Below are 14,502 nucleotides of genomic sequence, written 5' to 3' on the forward strand. Positions count from 1 at the left end.
TGCCACAGAACCAATGCTCGATAAAAACCTACACTTGTAAGGGGTGGGACCCTCCTCACGCATGGGCGCACTCGCCTTCCTTCATCGCTTCGGCGCCCGGCTCAATCCGCACGGGCATTTCCATGGCGTCGTCGTTAATGGGGTTTTCGAGGCCGATGGCGCGGGCGGTGCGCGTTCTCGCACTGCCCAGGGCCTCGGTTCCGAAGGGTTGGCCGAAATCCCGACCGAGGTCCGCATCCGTCTTCTGCGGGCGCTCGCCCGGCGCGAACTGCTCGAGCGCGAAGACCAAGCCATGGGTGCCTGGGAACACGGCAGGGGCTTCTCGCTCGATGCCCGCGTACGCGTCGAAGCAGACGATCGCCGGGGGCTGGAGCGTCTACTGCGGTACTGCGCCCGGCCGGCCTTCGCGCTGGAACGACTACGGGAAATCGCTCACGGGCACCGGGTCTATGAGAGCGTCAGGCCGGGCCTGGAGGGAGCATCCGCCTGATGCTCACGCCGCTCGATCGCTGGGCGGCCCGGATTCCGCTAGCACGCCGGCATCGGCAGCGCAGCTTCGGGATACTGGCACCCCATGCACCGCTGCGCGCGGCGGTCACGGCGCTGGCGAGCTCTCGGGCCGAAACGCCGGCAGCGCAGACCCCGACCTTGGCGCCCGGCGCACCGCCAACCGCCCCGATCAGGACATCCGCCGAGGCTGCTCAAGCCGAGCTCGTCACGGACCGCTTGCACCATGGGTCGCCACGGCGACCTCGTCGGCCACCTCGGCGACCCATGGCCATCCTCGCGCTGCGATTCCGGTAAGGTTTTCCCGCTCCGTCGGCACGCTTTCCTCGAATCACGACGGCTCTCCGGGCCGGTCAGGGCCTGGAACACTTGCGGAAGTGGCGTTGGATCTCCTATCCTTCGGCTTCCTCTACGCCGGCCTATGATCAAACCCGACGGATCGCTCAAGATGCTTCAATTCAACTGCCGCATCGGTGGCTCCGAGACCATGCCGATCATGCTGCGCCTGAAGAGCAACCTCGTCAATGTGCTCATCGATGGCCGCCTCGACAAGACCGAGGCCGACTGGGACCGCCGCGTCGCGCTCGTTGTCGTTCTCGCCGCGCACAACTACCCGGAAACACCGCGCAAGGGTGACGTTATCCACGGCCTACAGCGCCCGCTGGACGATGCGCAAGTCTTCCATTCTGGCACGGCGCTCCGGGATGGTCAGGTCGTCACCGCTGGTGGCCGTGTGCTGTACGTCCCCACGCTGGGCGACACGGTGAAGAGCGCGCAAAAGCGCGCCTACGAAATCGCTGACGACATCCGCTTTGACGGCATTCAGTTCCGCCGCGACATCGGCCATCGCGCCATACGGCGCTCGCCTGCCACCCTGTGCAGTTGCGCCCCCTCGCCAACAGCCTGATCTTCCGCGTCGTCGCCATCGGGCTCTTCCTGATGGCGGTCGCACTGGTCACACGGCTGGCGCTGTTGACCGGCACATTGCGCGAAAGCATCCAGGAACTCGTCGGCACTCACTTGCTTGCCGTCGCCACTTATGTCGCCGGCGACATCGACGGCAAGGTGCGCGTACGTCAGCGTCTGCTTGAGGACATGGCCAAGGATATGCCGCTCGACCTGCTACAGAAGCCGAGGGAACTGGAATCCTGGCTTGCGCGGCACCATGCACTGGTACCACTGTTCTCGCTCGGCATGGTCGTCGTACCAGTTAGTGGACATGGAGCCATTGCCGACTCTCCGCCGCTGGCGGGGCGTCGCGAACTGGATTTTTCCAAACGCGACTGGTTTCGCGACGCACGCGACAAAACCCGCTTTGTCGTCGGCAAGCCAGAGATCGACCAGCTCACCCAGAAGGGCATCATTATCATGGCGGCGCCCATCCAGGATAAGCAGCATCGCGTCGTCGCCGTCATCTACGGCACGACGGCGCTCGATACCCCCGGTTTTCTCGACCTCATCCAGAACAATGTGATCGGCCGTACCGGCGGCTACCTTCTGATCTCGCCGCACGACGACATTTTCGTTGCGGCGACCATGCCCAAGATGCGCCTGCGGCCGCTGCCGCCACCCGGCGCCAACCGCATGCACGATCTCGCCATGGCCGGCTATCGGGGAACAGGCATCACCGTCAATGCCTTCGGCATTGAGGAGCTGGTCGCCTTCGTCAGCGTTACCGCCGCCGACTGGTTCGTCGTCGCACGCATGCCCAGCGAGGAAGCCTTCGAGCCGGTCGAGAAGATTCGCGACATCGTGCGTCGCAACGGCCTGGCAATATCGCTCGCTCTGGCGGTGGTGTTCATCTTCGTGCTCGTCCTCGCATTGCGGCCGATGAATCACGCCTCGCGCGAGATGCGGCGCATGGCCGCCGGCGAGATCGAACTGCAGCGCCTGCCCGTCACGCGAGGCGATGAAATCGGCACCATGATCGCCAGCTTCAACCAACTCGTCGATCGCCTGCGCCTCAATGAGGCCTCGCTCAAGGAGCGCAGCGACGCGTTGGAAAAGGCGCTGGGCGACCTCCGCCAAAGCGAGGCGCGCATGACGCACATGGCGCATCACGACCCACTCACCGGGTTGCCCAACCGTGCCCTGTTCGAAGACCGCCTGCATCAGGCACTGATGCGCGCCGAGCGCAACGACAAGTCCGCGGCATTGCTGTTTCTCGACCTCGACGGATTCAAGCCGGTCAACGACCACCATGGCCATGAGGCTGGCGATGAAGTCCTACGCCAGCTGACGGCACGCTTCTGCGAAAACCTGCGCCGCGCCGACACGGTGGCGCGGCTGGGTGGCGACGAATTCGTCGTGCTGCTCGCTGACCTCGACGACGCCAGGAGGAATGCCGCCATTGTCGCCGCGAAATGCCTAGAAACCATCGCACCCGACTTCCTGGTCGGCGAGTTGCGGCTTTCGCTCGGCCTATCGATCGGCATCGCCATTTATCCCGACGATGCGGCCGGCGCCGCAACCTTGCTGGCCCACGCCGACCAGGCCATGTACCGCGCCAAACAGAATGGGCGCGGACGCTACGAATTCTTTCGCCCATGAACACTTGGCCCACCCCCACAACCGTAGCCGCCTGCTGGCGCGACTTGCCAGTCCGCATCGTCGCCGCACTCTAGACTGTTGACGGCACGCCCTGTCGTCGCGACGCCTGGGGCCGCGGCGGCATCTTTTTCGACGATCTCGATGCAGCGCTGGACGCACTGCGGATCGAGCCGGTCGGCCATCGGCATCTCCTGCCAGTAGCGCATCAGGGGCGCTGGATTGCCCTGCAAGGCATCGAGCATGCGGCGATGCGCGCGCAGGCGCAGCGGTTGGGCCTGCCCGGGCGTGAGCGCCTTGTGCCTTTCCAGCTGACGCGTCAGGCGAAGCATCTCGGCGTCTGTCAGAGCCTGGAACACTTGCGGAAGTGGCGTTGGATCTCCTATCCTTACCCGCCTGGAAGTCGCCGCATTGATTGCGCGCGCGGTTGATTCCGGTGGTGGCCGAAGAGCAGACGAGTCGTGACCTTGGTGACCTCTTTCCCTCGCTGAGCTGGCTGCCGCCGCCGATCCCCGAGAAGCTGGCGTAACCGCCGCCGATGGCGCCGCTGCCCTTCGTGTACCTTGGCAAGAAACTTGAAGCTTGAAGCGGGGCAATGGGAAGCCTATCTCGGACGTGGCGAAGAAGTGTTCATCGTTCGCGAGGGAATGACCCTGACCGGTCTCTACCGGATCCTGGAAATCAGGCCACCGACGATGACACTGCTCTATTTACCCTTGCAACAGTCGCAAACCATCCCGATCGGAGAATTGTCATCGTGAGCAAGCGGAATTCCGGCGAGATCGGATCGACAGGAACAGGACCGAGTGAATGGCGGTGGCGCTGTCTGGGGGTGGCCGCGGCACTCTTGCTGGCCGGATGTGCAGCGCAGAATGCCTACCGCGAAGGGCAGGCCTTGCTGGCCGAACAGAAGGTCGAGGCCGGTCTGGCCAAAATCCAGGAAGCGATGCTGCTCGACCCGGGTGCTGTCGAGTACCGCATCGGCTATACCCGCGCTCAGGAAGGCGCGATCCATGCCGGCATCGACCAGGCCGAGCGTGCGCTGGCCGGTCTGCGCTATGCCGAGGCCGAGGCCGCCTACCGCCGCGTGCTGCAGCTGCAGCCTGGCAATCCGCGTGCGCTGGCCGGTTTGCGGCTGATCGAGAGCGCCGCCCGGCATGACCTCCTCTATCAGGAAGCCGAACTGGCGTGGACGAAGAAGGATGGCGAAAGTGCGCTCGCGCGCTTGCGAACGATCCTGACCGCCAACCCGAAACACGCGCGCGCGTTGGCCCTGCAACAAGTCATCGAAGAGAACGCCGCCAAGGTAGCCAAAGAATCGGTGTTGACCGCAGCCTTCCGGAAACCGATCACCATCGAATTCCGGGATACGCCGCTGAAGACGGTCTTCGAAGTGATTTCGCGGACTGCGGGTCTCAACTTCGTCTTCGACAAGGACGTTCGCGCCGACCAGAAAACCACCATTTTTCTGCGCAACAGCACCATCGAGGCCGCGATCAACGTCCTGTTGCTGACCAACCAGCTCGAACAACGGCTTCTCAATGGCAACTCGATCCTGGTCTACCCGAATACGCCCGCCAAGCAGAAGGAATACCAGGCGCTGCTGGTCAAGACCTACTACCTGGCGAATTCGGACGCCAAGACGGTTGCGGCCACGCTCAAGACGATCCTCAAGACGCGCGACATCGTGGTCGACGAGAAGCTGAACCTGCTAATGATCCGCGACAGTCCGGAAGCAATCCGTCTGGCCGACAAGATGGTTGCGCTGCAGGACGTGCCGGAACCCGAGGTGATGCTCGAAGTAGAGATTCTCGAGGTCAAGCGCTCGCGCCTGCAGGCACTGGGAGTCAACTGGCCGGACGCAGTCGCGCTGCGGCCGTTGCCGGTGGACGGGCTGACCGTGCAGAATCTGCGCGACCTGAATTCGTCGACGATTGGCGTCACGGTGGGCCCGGTCACCGTTCGTGCCAATCGGCTCGACAGCGATGTCAACCTGCTCGCCAATCCACGCATTCGCGCGCGCAACCGCGAAAAGGCCAAGATCCTGATCGGCGAGCGTGTCCCGAACATCACCTCGACCCTGACCGTGGGTTTCTCTTCCGAATCGGTCACCTACATCGATGTCGGCCTGAAACTCGACATCGAACCGACGATCTATCTCGACAACGAAGTGGCGATGAAGGTGACGCTCGAAGTCAGCAACATCGTCGACAAGATCACCACCAAGAACGGCACCGTGGCCTACCAGATCGGCACGCGCACGGCGACCAGCGTGCTCCGCCTCAAGGATGGCGAGAACCAGTTGCTCGCCGGTCTGATCAGCGACGAGGACCGGCGCACCGCCAGCAAGCTGCCTTTTCTCGGAGAGATTCCGATTCTCGGTCGGCTGTTCGGCAGTCACAACGACGAGGGCGTAAAGACCGAGATCGTGCTCTCGATCACGCCGCGCATTCTGCGCAACATTCATCGGCCGGAAGCCTATCTGGCCGAGTTCGATGGCGGCACCGAAACCAGCTTCCGTGGCCGGGTCGATGGCGGCGGAGCTGCGCCGGTGTTCGGCGCCCTGGCGCCCTCGCTGGCCGTCTCCGCGCCGCCTGCGGCCGGGACGGCCAAGCCTGGCGGATCGGCAACAGCCGGCGGGCAGGTCAATCCGTTCGCACCGCAGGCGCAGTCCGGGTCCGGGCTCAACGCGCAGGCAGCGACCGCGCCGACCAGCTCGGCATCACCGCCGGTCAATCCTTTTGCGTCGGCGGTGGAGGGCAGCGCGCTGCCTCCGGAATCGCTGTCTCCGTCCGCTGTCCAGCCGGCCTTGCAGGCGGCCGGATCGGCACTGCTGCTCTGGCAGGGGCCGACACAAATCCGGGTCGGCGACTCTTTCGCGCTGCAACTGGTGATGCAGACCGATCGACCGGTGGTCAGTGTGCCTCTGGCGATCGGTTTCGACCCACGCCTGCTGCAGGTCGCCAATGTCAGCGAGGGTGGTTTTCTCAAGCAGGGTGGCGCGCAGACCAGCTTCACCTATCGCATTGACCCTGGCGGACAGGTTTTGATGACCGCGACGCGATCCGGTGATGGCGGCGCCACGGCTCCGGACACCCTTGCCACCATTAACTTCCGGGCGCTGGCGGCGGGTGCCGCGCGCGTCGAATTGATCACCATCGCGCCGGTGGCATCGGGGGGATCGACGATCAATCCCACTCTGCCCGGAGCGCACGCCGTGACGATCACGCCCTGAACGATGCCGCACGCACGCGCCTTGCCATTGCACTTCCGGCCCTCCCGAGATCCAGAAAGGGAAAGAGCGCATCGAGCACACGGCTTTTCGCTGATCGAACTGTTGATCACCCTCGCGCTGGTCGCCGTCCTCGCCACGATCGTCGTCCCGGTAGCGCAGACCTCGTTGCAACGCAGCCGCGAGCAGGACCTCCGGCTGGCGCTGCGCGAGCTGCGCGCAGGCATCGACCTCTACAAGAAAGCCAGCGACGAGGGGCGCATCCGGAAATCGCTCAACGACACCGGCTATCCGAAAAACCTGCAGATTCTCGTCGATGGCGAAGAGGATCTGCGTGACCCCAGGCATCGCAAGATCTACTTCCTGCGACGGATTCCGCGCGATCCGCTGCATCTGGACACCACGCTGCCGGCGGCCGAGACCTGGGCCAAACGCGCCTACGCCAGCGAGCCTGATGACCCGAAGGAAGGCGAGGACGTGTACGACGTCTATTCGAAATCGAGCGGCATCGGCCTCAACGGCATTCCCTACCGCAAATGGTAGGGCGCAAGAATCGGCTCAGGCAGCGCAGCCGTTTGGCGGGCGTGTCCTGCGTCGGCCGGCACCGGCAGGGCTTCACGCTGATCGAACTGCTCGTCGTGCTGTCGATCATCGCGCTGCTGCTCACCCTGGCCGTACCGAAGTACATCCACAGTGTCGACGTCGCCAAGGAAGCGGTGCTCAGCGAGAATCTGCATCTCGTCCGCGAGACGATAGACAAATTCTACGGCGACAAGGGGCGTTATCCCGAGAGCCTCGAGGAGCTGGTCAGCGAAAAATACCTGCGCTCTCTGCCTTACGACCCGATCACCGCGAGTACCCAAACCTGGACGATCATTGCGCCCACCCAGACCAACGATTCGCCCCACGCCAAGGGCAAGGTCTACGACCTCAAGAGCGGCGCGCCCGGCAGCACCCTCGACGGCAAGCCTTTCGCCGATCTCTAGCGATGCCGTCCGCTCACTGCCTTTTTTCCGCATGCCGCCCGCAGACCGGCTTCACTTACCTGGGGTTGATGATCCTGGTCGCTATCCTGGCGCTGGCGACGAGTGCGACGCTGACCCTGGGGAGTCTCGTCCAGCGGCGAGAAGCCGAGCAGCGCCTGCTCGAGGTCGGCGACACCTATCGCCGGGCGATCAGCAGCTACCTCAACAGCAGCCCCACCGGCGATCGCCGCTACCCCGGATCGCTCGCCGACCTGCTCAAGGATCCGCGTTATCCCGGCGTTCGCCGACACCTGCGACAGCTTTATCCCGACCCGATCACCGGCAAGAACGACTGGGGTCTGGTGCCGGCGCCGGGTGGCGGGATCATGGGAATCCACAGTCTCTCCGACGCCCGCCCGATCAAGATCGCCGGGTTCGAAACCGCGAATCAGGCTTTCGAAGAGAAATCGCGCTATTCACAATGGCTGTTCGTTGTGATGCCCATCGCGACAGGGGTCAGGATCGGGCCGGGTCAGGGGACAAACGCCCCCTTGCCGACAGCGAATCCATTTCTTCCCCCACAGCTCTCCGGCCCGTTTCCCTCGCCGAATCCGGCGCCCATTCCAACTCAGCCAGGAGCGTCCCGATGATTCTGGCGGATGCCCTGCACCGACCGGATACCGGATCCGTGGAAAGCACTGCGTACGCTGCAATTTCGCGACAATGGAACTGGTCGCACTCACAAGTGCTTATCCGCGAGCGTATAATCCTCGGTCAAGGCTGCTTGCCAGCGAGAGCGATTTTATCCTTTGGGAGGAGGCCAGATGGCTTTGTACGAATCCGATCACACCAAGTTCATGCGCGAAATGATGGCCCAGCATCCCGAATGGGCCGAGGATCAGCGCCGCGGCCGGGCGATCTGGTGGGACAGGAAGGTTGACCTGAATGAGCAGAAGTCACGTCGGGAGGCCAATGAACCGCATCGATCCTATCCTTACGACGTGAATTTCGACCTGCAGTAGCTGGCAGACATCACCACGCGAAGAAGCGGCCAGATGCCCGTCGTCTGGCCGCTTCTGATTGTTGGCGGGGCCGAAGGCTTTGGCTTCGCCGAGTTGGATGCGTTGCCTTGTCCCTGGCCCCTGAAACTTTCCTAGCTGTTCAAAGGTTTGATGACGCGTTTGACGGCCGGGTCGTCGGGGTGCGGGTGGATCGTGAAGCCGAGCCTGGTCATCAGGTTGAACATCTTGGTGTTCATCGACAGCACGTCGCCGACGATGGTGCGGTAGCCTTTGACTCGTGCACAGTCGATCAGCGCGCTCATCAACTTGCGGCCAACGCCGTGTTTCTGCCAGTCATCGGCGACGGCCAGCGCAAACTCCACTGATTCGCCATCCGGGTTGGTGACATAGCGGGCGACACCGATCTGTACTTCCTTGCCATCTGCGTCGGGGAGGGTCGCCACCAGCGCCATTTCCCGATCATAGTCGATCTGGGTGAAGCGTACCAGCATGGTCTGCGTCAGTTCCCGGATGGTATCCATGAAACGGTAGTACTTGCTTTCATCGGACAGGCCGATGACGAACTGCTGCTCGCGTTCGGCGTCTTCCGGGCGGATCGGTCGAATTGTCACCGTCCGGCCATCCGGAAGTTCCCAGTCCTGGATCAGATGCGCCGGGTAGGGGTGAATGGCCATGTGCGCATAACGGTCGCCCGAAGGCGCCGCATAATCGATGACGATGCGCGCGTCGGCAGCGATCCCGCCATTCTCATCGACGATCAGCGGGTTGAGATCGAGTTCCTGGAGCCAGGGGAGTTCGCAGATCATCTGTGAAACATGCAGCAGCACGTCTTCAAGGGCTTCGAGGTTGACCGGCGGCATGTTGCGGAATGTGCCGAGCAGTTTGGAAGCGCGCGTCGAGGCGATCAGGTCCCGCGCCAGAAAGCGGTTGAGCGGCGGCAGGGCAACCGCCCGGTCGCTGAAGACTTCGACTTCGGTACCGCCAGCGCCGAAAGTGATGATCGGACCAAAGATCGGATCGCGCGAGACCCCGATCATCAGTTCGCGGCCGTGCGGTCGCGCCAGATACGGTTCGATCGAAACGCCATTGACGCGCATCGTCGGATGCCGCTTCTTGACCGTCTCGAGGATGTCGTGATAGGCGTTGCGCGCCGCCGGTGCATTGGTGATGTTGAGCCGCACACCACCCACTTCGCTCTTGTGGAGGATATCCGGCGAATCGATCTTCATGGCGATCGGAAAACCGATCTGTTCAGCCAGCAGCAGTGCTTCGGTTGCCGTATGCGCGACCATGGTCTGTGCGACCGGGATGCGGAAAGCGCGCAGGATGGCTTTCGACTCCATCTCCGACAATACCTTGCGTCGTTCCTGCAATACCGCCTCGACTAACATCTTGGCCCCTTCGGTTTCCGGCCGCGAATGCTTCGACAAGGGGGCGGGGGTCTGCAGCAGAAGCTTCTGGTTCCAGTAATAGGTCGAGATGTGGTAGTACAGTTCAATTGCGGTTTCCGGCATCCGGAACGAGGGGATGCCGGCGTCCTCCAGCATGGTGCGTGCCTGATACACCTGCTCCTCGCCCATCCAGCAGGTGAGGATCGGTTTGGCGGTCAGCAGGTCGACTTCGATCACCGCCTTGGCAACCTCCATCGGCTGTGTCATGGCCTGCGGCGAGAGCATCACCAGCACACCATCGACGTTGTCATCCTCGGCGATGGCCAGAATGGCATCGTGATAACGCCTCGGTGTGGCATCCCCTTCGATGTCGATGGGGTTGCGTTGCGACCAGGTCGGCGGCATCTTTGAATTGAGTGTCTGGATGGTGCTGACAGACAACTCGGCCAGCGGAATCTCGAGATCGCCGGCACGGTCTGCGGCCATAGCCCCCGGTCCGCCGCCGTTGGTGATGATCGCCAGGCGCTTGCCTTGCGGGCGGAATTTCGAAGCCAGCGCCTTGGCTGCATAGAACAACTGGCCGATGTTCTTGACCCGCACGACACCGGCGCGGCGCACGGCCGCCTCGAAAACGATGTCGGAGCCGCCGGGCATGCCCGAGTGCGTTTCGACCGCCGCCAGACCGCCGGCGTGGCGCCCAGCCTTGAGCAGCACGATCGGCTTGATGCGTGCCGCCGAACGCAGCGCACTCATGAAGCGGCGCGCATCACGAATGCCTTCGACGTAGAGCAGGATGTAATGGGTGAGGTTGTCGTAGATCAGGTAATCGAGGATTTCGCCGAAATCGACATCGGCGGTGCCGCCCAGTGAAATGACACTGGAAAAACCGACGCGGTTGCTGGTCGCCCAGTCGAGAACCGCCGAGCAGATCGCACCTGATTGCGAGACCAACGCGAGATTGCCGACGTTGGCATAGATACGCGCGAAAGTGGCGTTGAGTCCAAGATTCGGGCGGATGATCCCCAAGCAATTCGGACCCAGCAGGCGGACGCCGTAACTGCGGGCAATCTCCATCATTTTTCGTTCGAGCGCCGCGCCCGAATGTCCCGCCTCGGCAAAGCCAGAGGTGATCACGATGGCGTTCTTGACGCCACTGTGCCCACATTGTTCGATGATTTTCGGGACCGTTTGCGGTCTGGTCACGACCACCGCCAGTTCGACGCGGGCGCTGATCTCTTCGATCGATTTGTAGGCCGGGACGCCCTGTATCGTTTCGTGGGCGGTGTTGATCGGGTATAGTCGTCCCTTGTAACCCGAATCGAGAATATTCTTGAACAGGACATTGCCAACAGAATTCTCCCGGTCGGAAGCACCGATGACGGCAACGGATTTGGGTTCAAAGAGGGTAGTGAGGTAGTGATGTTCTAGCATGAGGATTTTCGTCTCTTGTTCGAGAGACGCCATACAGGTTGATGTTGCGGCGCAACAATTTTACCATACATGGTCTGGCAAGTCTCTAGTGACAAGACCATAATCACCTCATTCTGCCTTCATGATCACCTGGAATAGAGATGACCGTCAGGCGGCAGGTGCTGCCGACTCGCGGTCGGCGAGTACGCTATCGATGCGAAGATCTGAATGCAGGACACGGTACATGGGGCATTTGTTGGCAATCGCCAGCAGTTTGCCGCGCTGATCGCGTGTCAGATCACCTGTCAGCGTGATGATGCGCGAAATTCGATCGATCTTGCCATGTCCTTCGGCCTCGATCCGGTCGTGCATCAGTTCGACGCTGACGCTGGTGAGTGGCAGGTGCTTGTGTTCGGCGTACATGCGCAGGGTGATCGAGGTGCAGGCGCCAAGACTGGCGAGCAGCAAATCAAAGGGCGATGGGCCAGTGTCGCCGCCGCCCATGGTCACCGGCTCATCGGCAAGCAAGGTATGCCGGCCGGCACGCACCGTCTGCTGGTAGGGCCCCAGACAGCTCTCACTGACGACGACCGGGTGATGGTGGGGGTGACTGTCTTTATCTTTGGCCATTTGCTTACCTCCGGATCACATGGAACATGATAAGGGAAGGAAGCTTGGCCATGACAATTTCTTTTGACCAGGCCTACCGCAGAGGCACTACGGCGCGGGTCGTGTCGATATGGATCAAGGCGTCGAAGCGCTTTGCTGGCGACGAGTGCCAGTAGTGCTTCTCGAGTTCCGCATCGGGCAGGTAGGTGACGCCGATGTCCCGGTCGAGCCGCTGGCGGTCGAGCGAGTCGATCAGATCTGGATTGTCGCGAAAAACGAGCACGAATGCTGGTAAGCCGACGTCGTGCAGCAGGTCACTCCAACTTCCTTCGATCAGTGGTTTCAGATGCTTGACCCGATCTGGTGTTCCCCAGCCGGTCGCTGCACGAACATTGCCGCCGGAAGTGGTGATGCCTACCAGGAAAACCGCCTCATCGCCCATCTGTTCCCGCATCAGTTGGCCGATCGACAGTTCACCCGCCAGCACCTGATCGGTCGCACGGGCATCCCCCTGATGGGTATTGTGCGCCCAAACGACGATCTTGCCGTGACGTTCGAGAAGTATCCGCAGCGACTCGGCAAGGAAACGCTCGCGCAGATTCCAGGACTCGCGGGCGCCGAGTGCATACAGTGTTCGGTAATAGGCTTCAGCTCCGGCGATCGCGCGCGCGCTCATCATCGCGGCAAACGCGGCCGGTGCCGGATCTGGTCCGGCCAGTTGGCGCATTTTCGTGAGACGGGATTGCACCTGTCTTTCGCAGGAAGGCATGGCTCCGTTGGCCACATCGCGGCCATAGAGGTGTGGATCAAGCGGCGGCCGGGTGTATGGGGCGAAGCACCGGTAGTCGCGTCTGGCTCGCCTGGCTGCCTGCGGATCATATGCCTCAAGGTAGCGCACGACCTGGACGATCGCTTCCGGGACACCATACAGATCCATTCCGTATACCGGGATGGCCGGACTGGCGGGCGCCGCCTGCTCGTTCGATTTCTTGAGATGATCGAGAAAAACGGCGAACTGTTCATTCCGCCACACCCAGCGCGGGAAGTGCTGAAACACGCGCAAGGCGGTTGCCGCATCCGCTGCGCGCAGCCTCCCCTGGACGAAATCGTCGAGCTGTGTCGCCGGTGCCCAGCCAGCTTCAAGGACCAAGGCCTGGAAGTCTTTCTCATTGATCAGTCGTTGCGTGATGCGGGCACGTTCGTCGTAGAACTCGGCGCTGCCATGTGTCGATTCGCCCAACAGGACGATGTTCGCATTGCCGATCGAAGCGAGCAGTCCATCGTAGTCGCCGACACTGTGGGTGATGGCCCGAGCGTGGTCGCGAATCCTGGCAACCACTGTCGATGCGGGTGGCTGCACACTCTCGCCCGCCAGGAGTCCCTGGCAAGCGAGCAGCAACAGAACCCGGATGGCCAGCCACCGCAAGCGGGTCATCCGCGTCGGGCGGACATACATCCCCGAACCAACTGATCTCATGGATTGTGCGAAGTATGGAGTGGGAGAACCCGGCCAGGACCTGAAAGAAATCGAACGCTACCGGCGAAAGTATATTTTTTCCCATCAACCGCGGTCAATTCTACCCAAGCAGGACATCTTGATCGGCCCGGCCTGCACAGTATGTCTATTCGTGGCAATCACCTCAAGACAACGCGGAATGGCCCTGGAACTCTGGATTCTTGCCAAAATAGTCAAAGCATTCCCTGAGCCCATGACGGTTCTATTCGTTCATGTTCAGGAATTCGACCCCGCACAGAAGGTCATTCTCCTCCTGGCATTGCCAGGTAACCCGCCCCATGACCCGTAAGGGGTCCTGCTGTTCATATTCCAACTGCGCCAGTTGCTGGCAACTGGCGTCAACGATTCTTTGATTGACTTGCGCGGTTTCTAGGGAATTGCTGGCCATTTCGTCGATCGTGCGAACACTTTGTTTGGCTTGTTCCTGGGTGACATCGAATTTCTGCACCACGACAGACATGGTCGATACCACCTGCTGAACCTTGCCGGAAAGTTCGCCGGTGATCTGTCCCACCTCCATCGCTGAACCTGTCGTGCGCTCGGCGAGTTTCCTCACCTCATCAGCCACCACCGCGAAACCGCGTCCTTGCTCACCAGCGCGCGCTGCTTCGATGGCGGCGTTCAGGGCCAAGAGGTTGGTTTGTCCGGCGATATCCTTGATCGCGTTGGCGATGGTGTGAATCTGCTGGGCGGATCGCTCCAGATCCTGAATCTCGAGCGCAGCGCGTCCCACCTCTTGCGTCGCCGCTTCCATCGAAGCAATGCTGCGCTTCACGTTGTCGATCCCGGCACGCGCGAATGCCTCCACTTCACGCGTGCGGCCGACCGCTTCCGTGGCCTGCTGCTGAACACTGGAGGAGATTTGGTGCAGTTGCTGCATGGCGCTGGAAACTTCTTCCGATCGGCTTTCCTGCTTGCGGCTGACCTGGGAGATTTCGTTCGAGATCGCGGCAACATGGTATGCCGATTGGCCCATGTTCAAGCCGCACGCTTCTATCTCCTGCAAGACCGTGTTCAGTTTATCCTGCATGTGACGAAACGCGCTGAGCAACTGCGCCGTTTCGTCGCTACCCACCGCATCAATGGTCGCCGACAGATTGCCTGCGGCGATCCCTTCTGCGACCGTAACGACATGGCGAATCGGCTTGACGACTTTGCGTAACACAAAGCCACCGGCCAGCGCTGCCGTGGCGACAACGGCGAGCAGAGTCGCGACCTGAAGCCAGTGCGCAATTCTCGATAAGCGTCCTCGCGCCGCTTCGGTCTGGACCAATTGCTCGCCAACTAAGGTGATCTCCGCAAA

At 61.9% G+C, this 14,502-nt stretch carries 13 protein-coding genes and 1 pseudogene; 9 read left to right on the plus strand and 5 right to left on the minus strand.

Going from position 1 to position 14,502, the window contains the following annotated elements; translation table 11 throughout:
* The first annotated feature begins 61 nt into the window (after positions 1-61).
* From AW06_RS17255 to AW06_RS17265, 3 genes and pseudogenes are all read left to right on the plus strand, one after another.
* On the plus strand, positions 62-490 hold the full coding sequence (locus AW06_RS17255) for a transposase (RefSeq protein WP_273704834.1): 429 nt from the start codon (positions 62-64) through the stop codon (positions 488-490).
* Positions 491-884: 394 nt separating this feature from the next.
* Positions 885-1,414, plus strand: a pseudogene (locus AW06_RS17260) (phosphoribosylglycinamide synthetase C domain-containing protein); the annotation flags it as partial.
* Positions 1,384-3,057 carry a diguanylate cyclase gene (locus AW06_RS17265; protein ID WP_034952690.1) on the plus strand — a complete coding sequence of 558 codons (1,674 nt, stop codon included), beginning with the start codon at positions 1,384-1,386 and terminating at the stop codon, positions 3,055-3,057. The pseudogene AW06_RS17260 and the gene AW06_RS17265, both read left to right, overlap by 31 nt.
* Here the strand turns inward: AW06_RS17265 and AW06_RS17270 are convergent.
* Positions 3,036-3,386, minus strand: a complete 351-nt coding sequence (locus AW06_RS17270; RefSeq protein ID WP_273704835.1) for a hypothetical protein — start codon at positions 3,384-3,386, stop codon at positions 3,036-3,038. The genes AW06_RS17265 and AW06_RS17270 overlap by 22 nt on opposite strands.
* Before the next feature lie 243 nt (positions 3,387-3,629).
* Between AW06_RS17270 and AW06_RS17275 the strand changes: the two genes are divergently transcribed.
* The 6 genes from AW06_RS17275 (at position 3,630) to AW06_RS17300 (ending at position 8,273) form a co-directional block, all read left to right on the plus strand.
* A complete protein-coding gene (locus tag AW06_RS17275; protein ID WP_273704836.1) occupies positions 3,630-3,815 on the plus strand; it encodes a hypothetical protein in 186 nt (61 codons plus the stop codon).
* Complete coding sequence (locus AW06_RS17280) at positions 3,812-6,289, plus strand: secretin N-terminal domain-containing protein (protein WP_273704837.1); 2,478 nt, start codon at positions 3,812-3,814, stop codon at positions 6,287-6,289. Before AW06_RS17275 ends, AW06_RS17280 begins: the two co-directional genes overlap by 4 nt.
* Before the next feature lie 3 nt (positions 6,290-6,292).
* Positions 6,293-6,829: a type II secretion system protein gene (locus tag AW06_RS17285; RefSeq protein ID WP_273704838.1), complete on the plus strand. Its 537-nt coding sequence runs from the start codon at positions 6,293-6,295 to the stop codon at positions 6,827-6,829.
* Complete coding sequence (locus AW06_RS17290) at positions 6,823-7,272, plus strand: prepilin-type N-terminal cleavage/methylation domain-containing protein (protein ID WP_273704839.1); 450 nt, start codon at positions 6,823-6,825, stop codon at positions 7,270-7,272. Before AW06_RS17285 ends, AW06_RS17290 begins: the two co-directional genes overlap by 7 nt.
* Before the next feature lie 68 nt (positions 7,273-7,340).
* Positions 7,341-7,901, plus strand: coding sequence for a type II secretion system protein (locus AW06_RS21065; RefSeq protein WP_212761119.1), 561 nt, complete (start codon positions 7,341-7,343; stop codon positions 7,899-7,901).
* 174 nt (positions 7,902-8,075) lie between these two features.
* Positions 8,076-8,273 carry a DUF3460 family protein gene (locus AW06_RS17300; RefSeq protein ID WP_034921762.1) on the plus strand — a complete coding sequence of 66 codons (198 nt, stop codon included), beginning with the start codon at positions 8,076-8,078 and terminating at the stop codon, positions 8,271-8,273.
* A 131-nt stretch (positions 8,274-8,404) separates the two neighbouring features.
* Here the strand turns inward: AW06_RS17300 and AW06_RS17305 are convergent, their stop codons facing one another.
* From AW06_RS17305 to AW06_RS17320, 4 genes are all read right to left on the minus strand, one after another.
* Positions 8,405-11,095, minus strand: coding sequence for a bifunctional acetate--CoA ligase family protein/GNAT family N-acetyltransferase (locus tag AW06_RS17305; protein WP_034952705.1), 2,691 nt, complete (start codon positions 11,093-11,095; stop codon positions 8,405-8,407).
* A gap of 147 nt (positions 11,096-11,242) precedes the next feature.
* Entirely contained in the window at positions 11,243-11,704 is a 462-nt protein-coding gene (locus AW06_RS17310; protein WP_034952694.1) for an OsmC family protein, read from the minus strand.
* Between the two features lie 73 nt (positions 11,705-11,777).
* The gene (locus tag AW06_RS17315) at positions 11,778-13,139 is read right to left on the minus strand and encodes an erythromycin esterase family protein (RefSeq protein ID WP_273704840.1); all 1,362 of its coding nucleotides are present in this window, start codon (positions 13,137-13,139) and stop codon (positions 11,778-11,780) included.
* A gap of 262 nt (positions 13,140-13,401) precedes the next feature.
* On the minus strand, positions 13,402-14,502 hold a 1,101-nt coding region (locus AW06_RS17320; protein ID WP_273704841.1), incomplete at its 5' end, for a methyl-accepting chemotaxis protein.

The sequence above is a fragment of the Candidatus Accumulibacter cognatus genome, from assembly GCF_000584975.1.
Taxonomy (GTDB): domain Bacteria; phylum Pseudomonadota; class Gammaproteobacteria; order Burkholderiales; family Rhodocyclaceae; genus Accumulibacter; species Accumulibacter cognatus.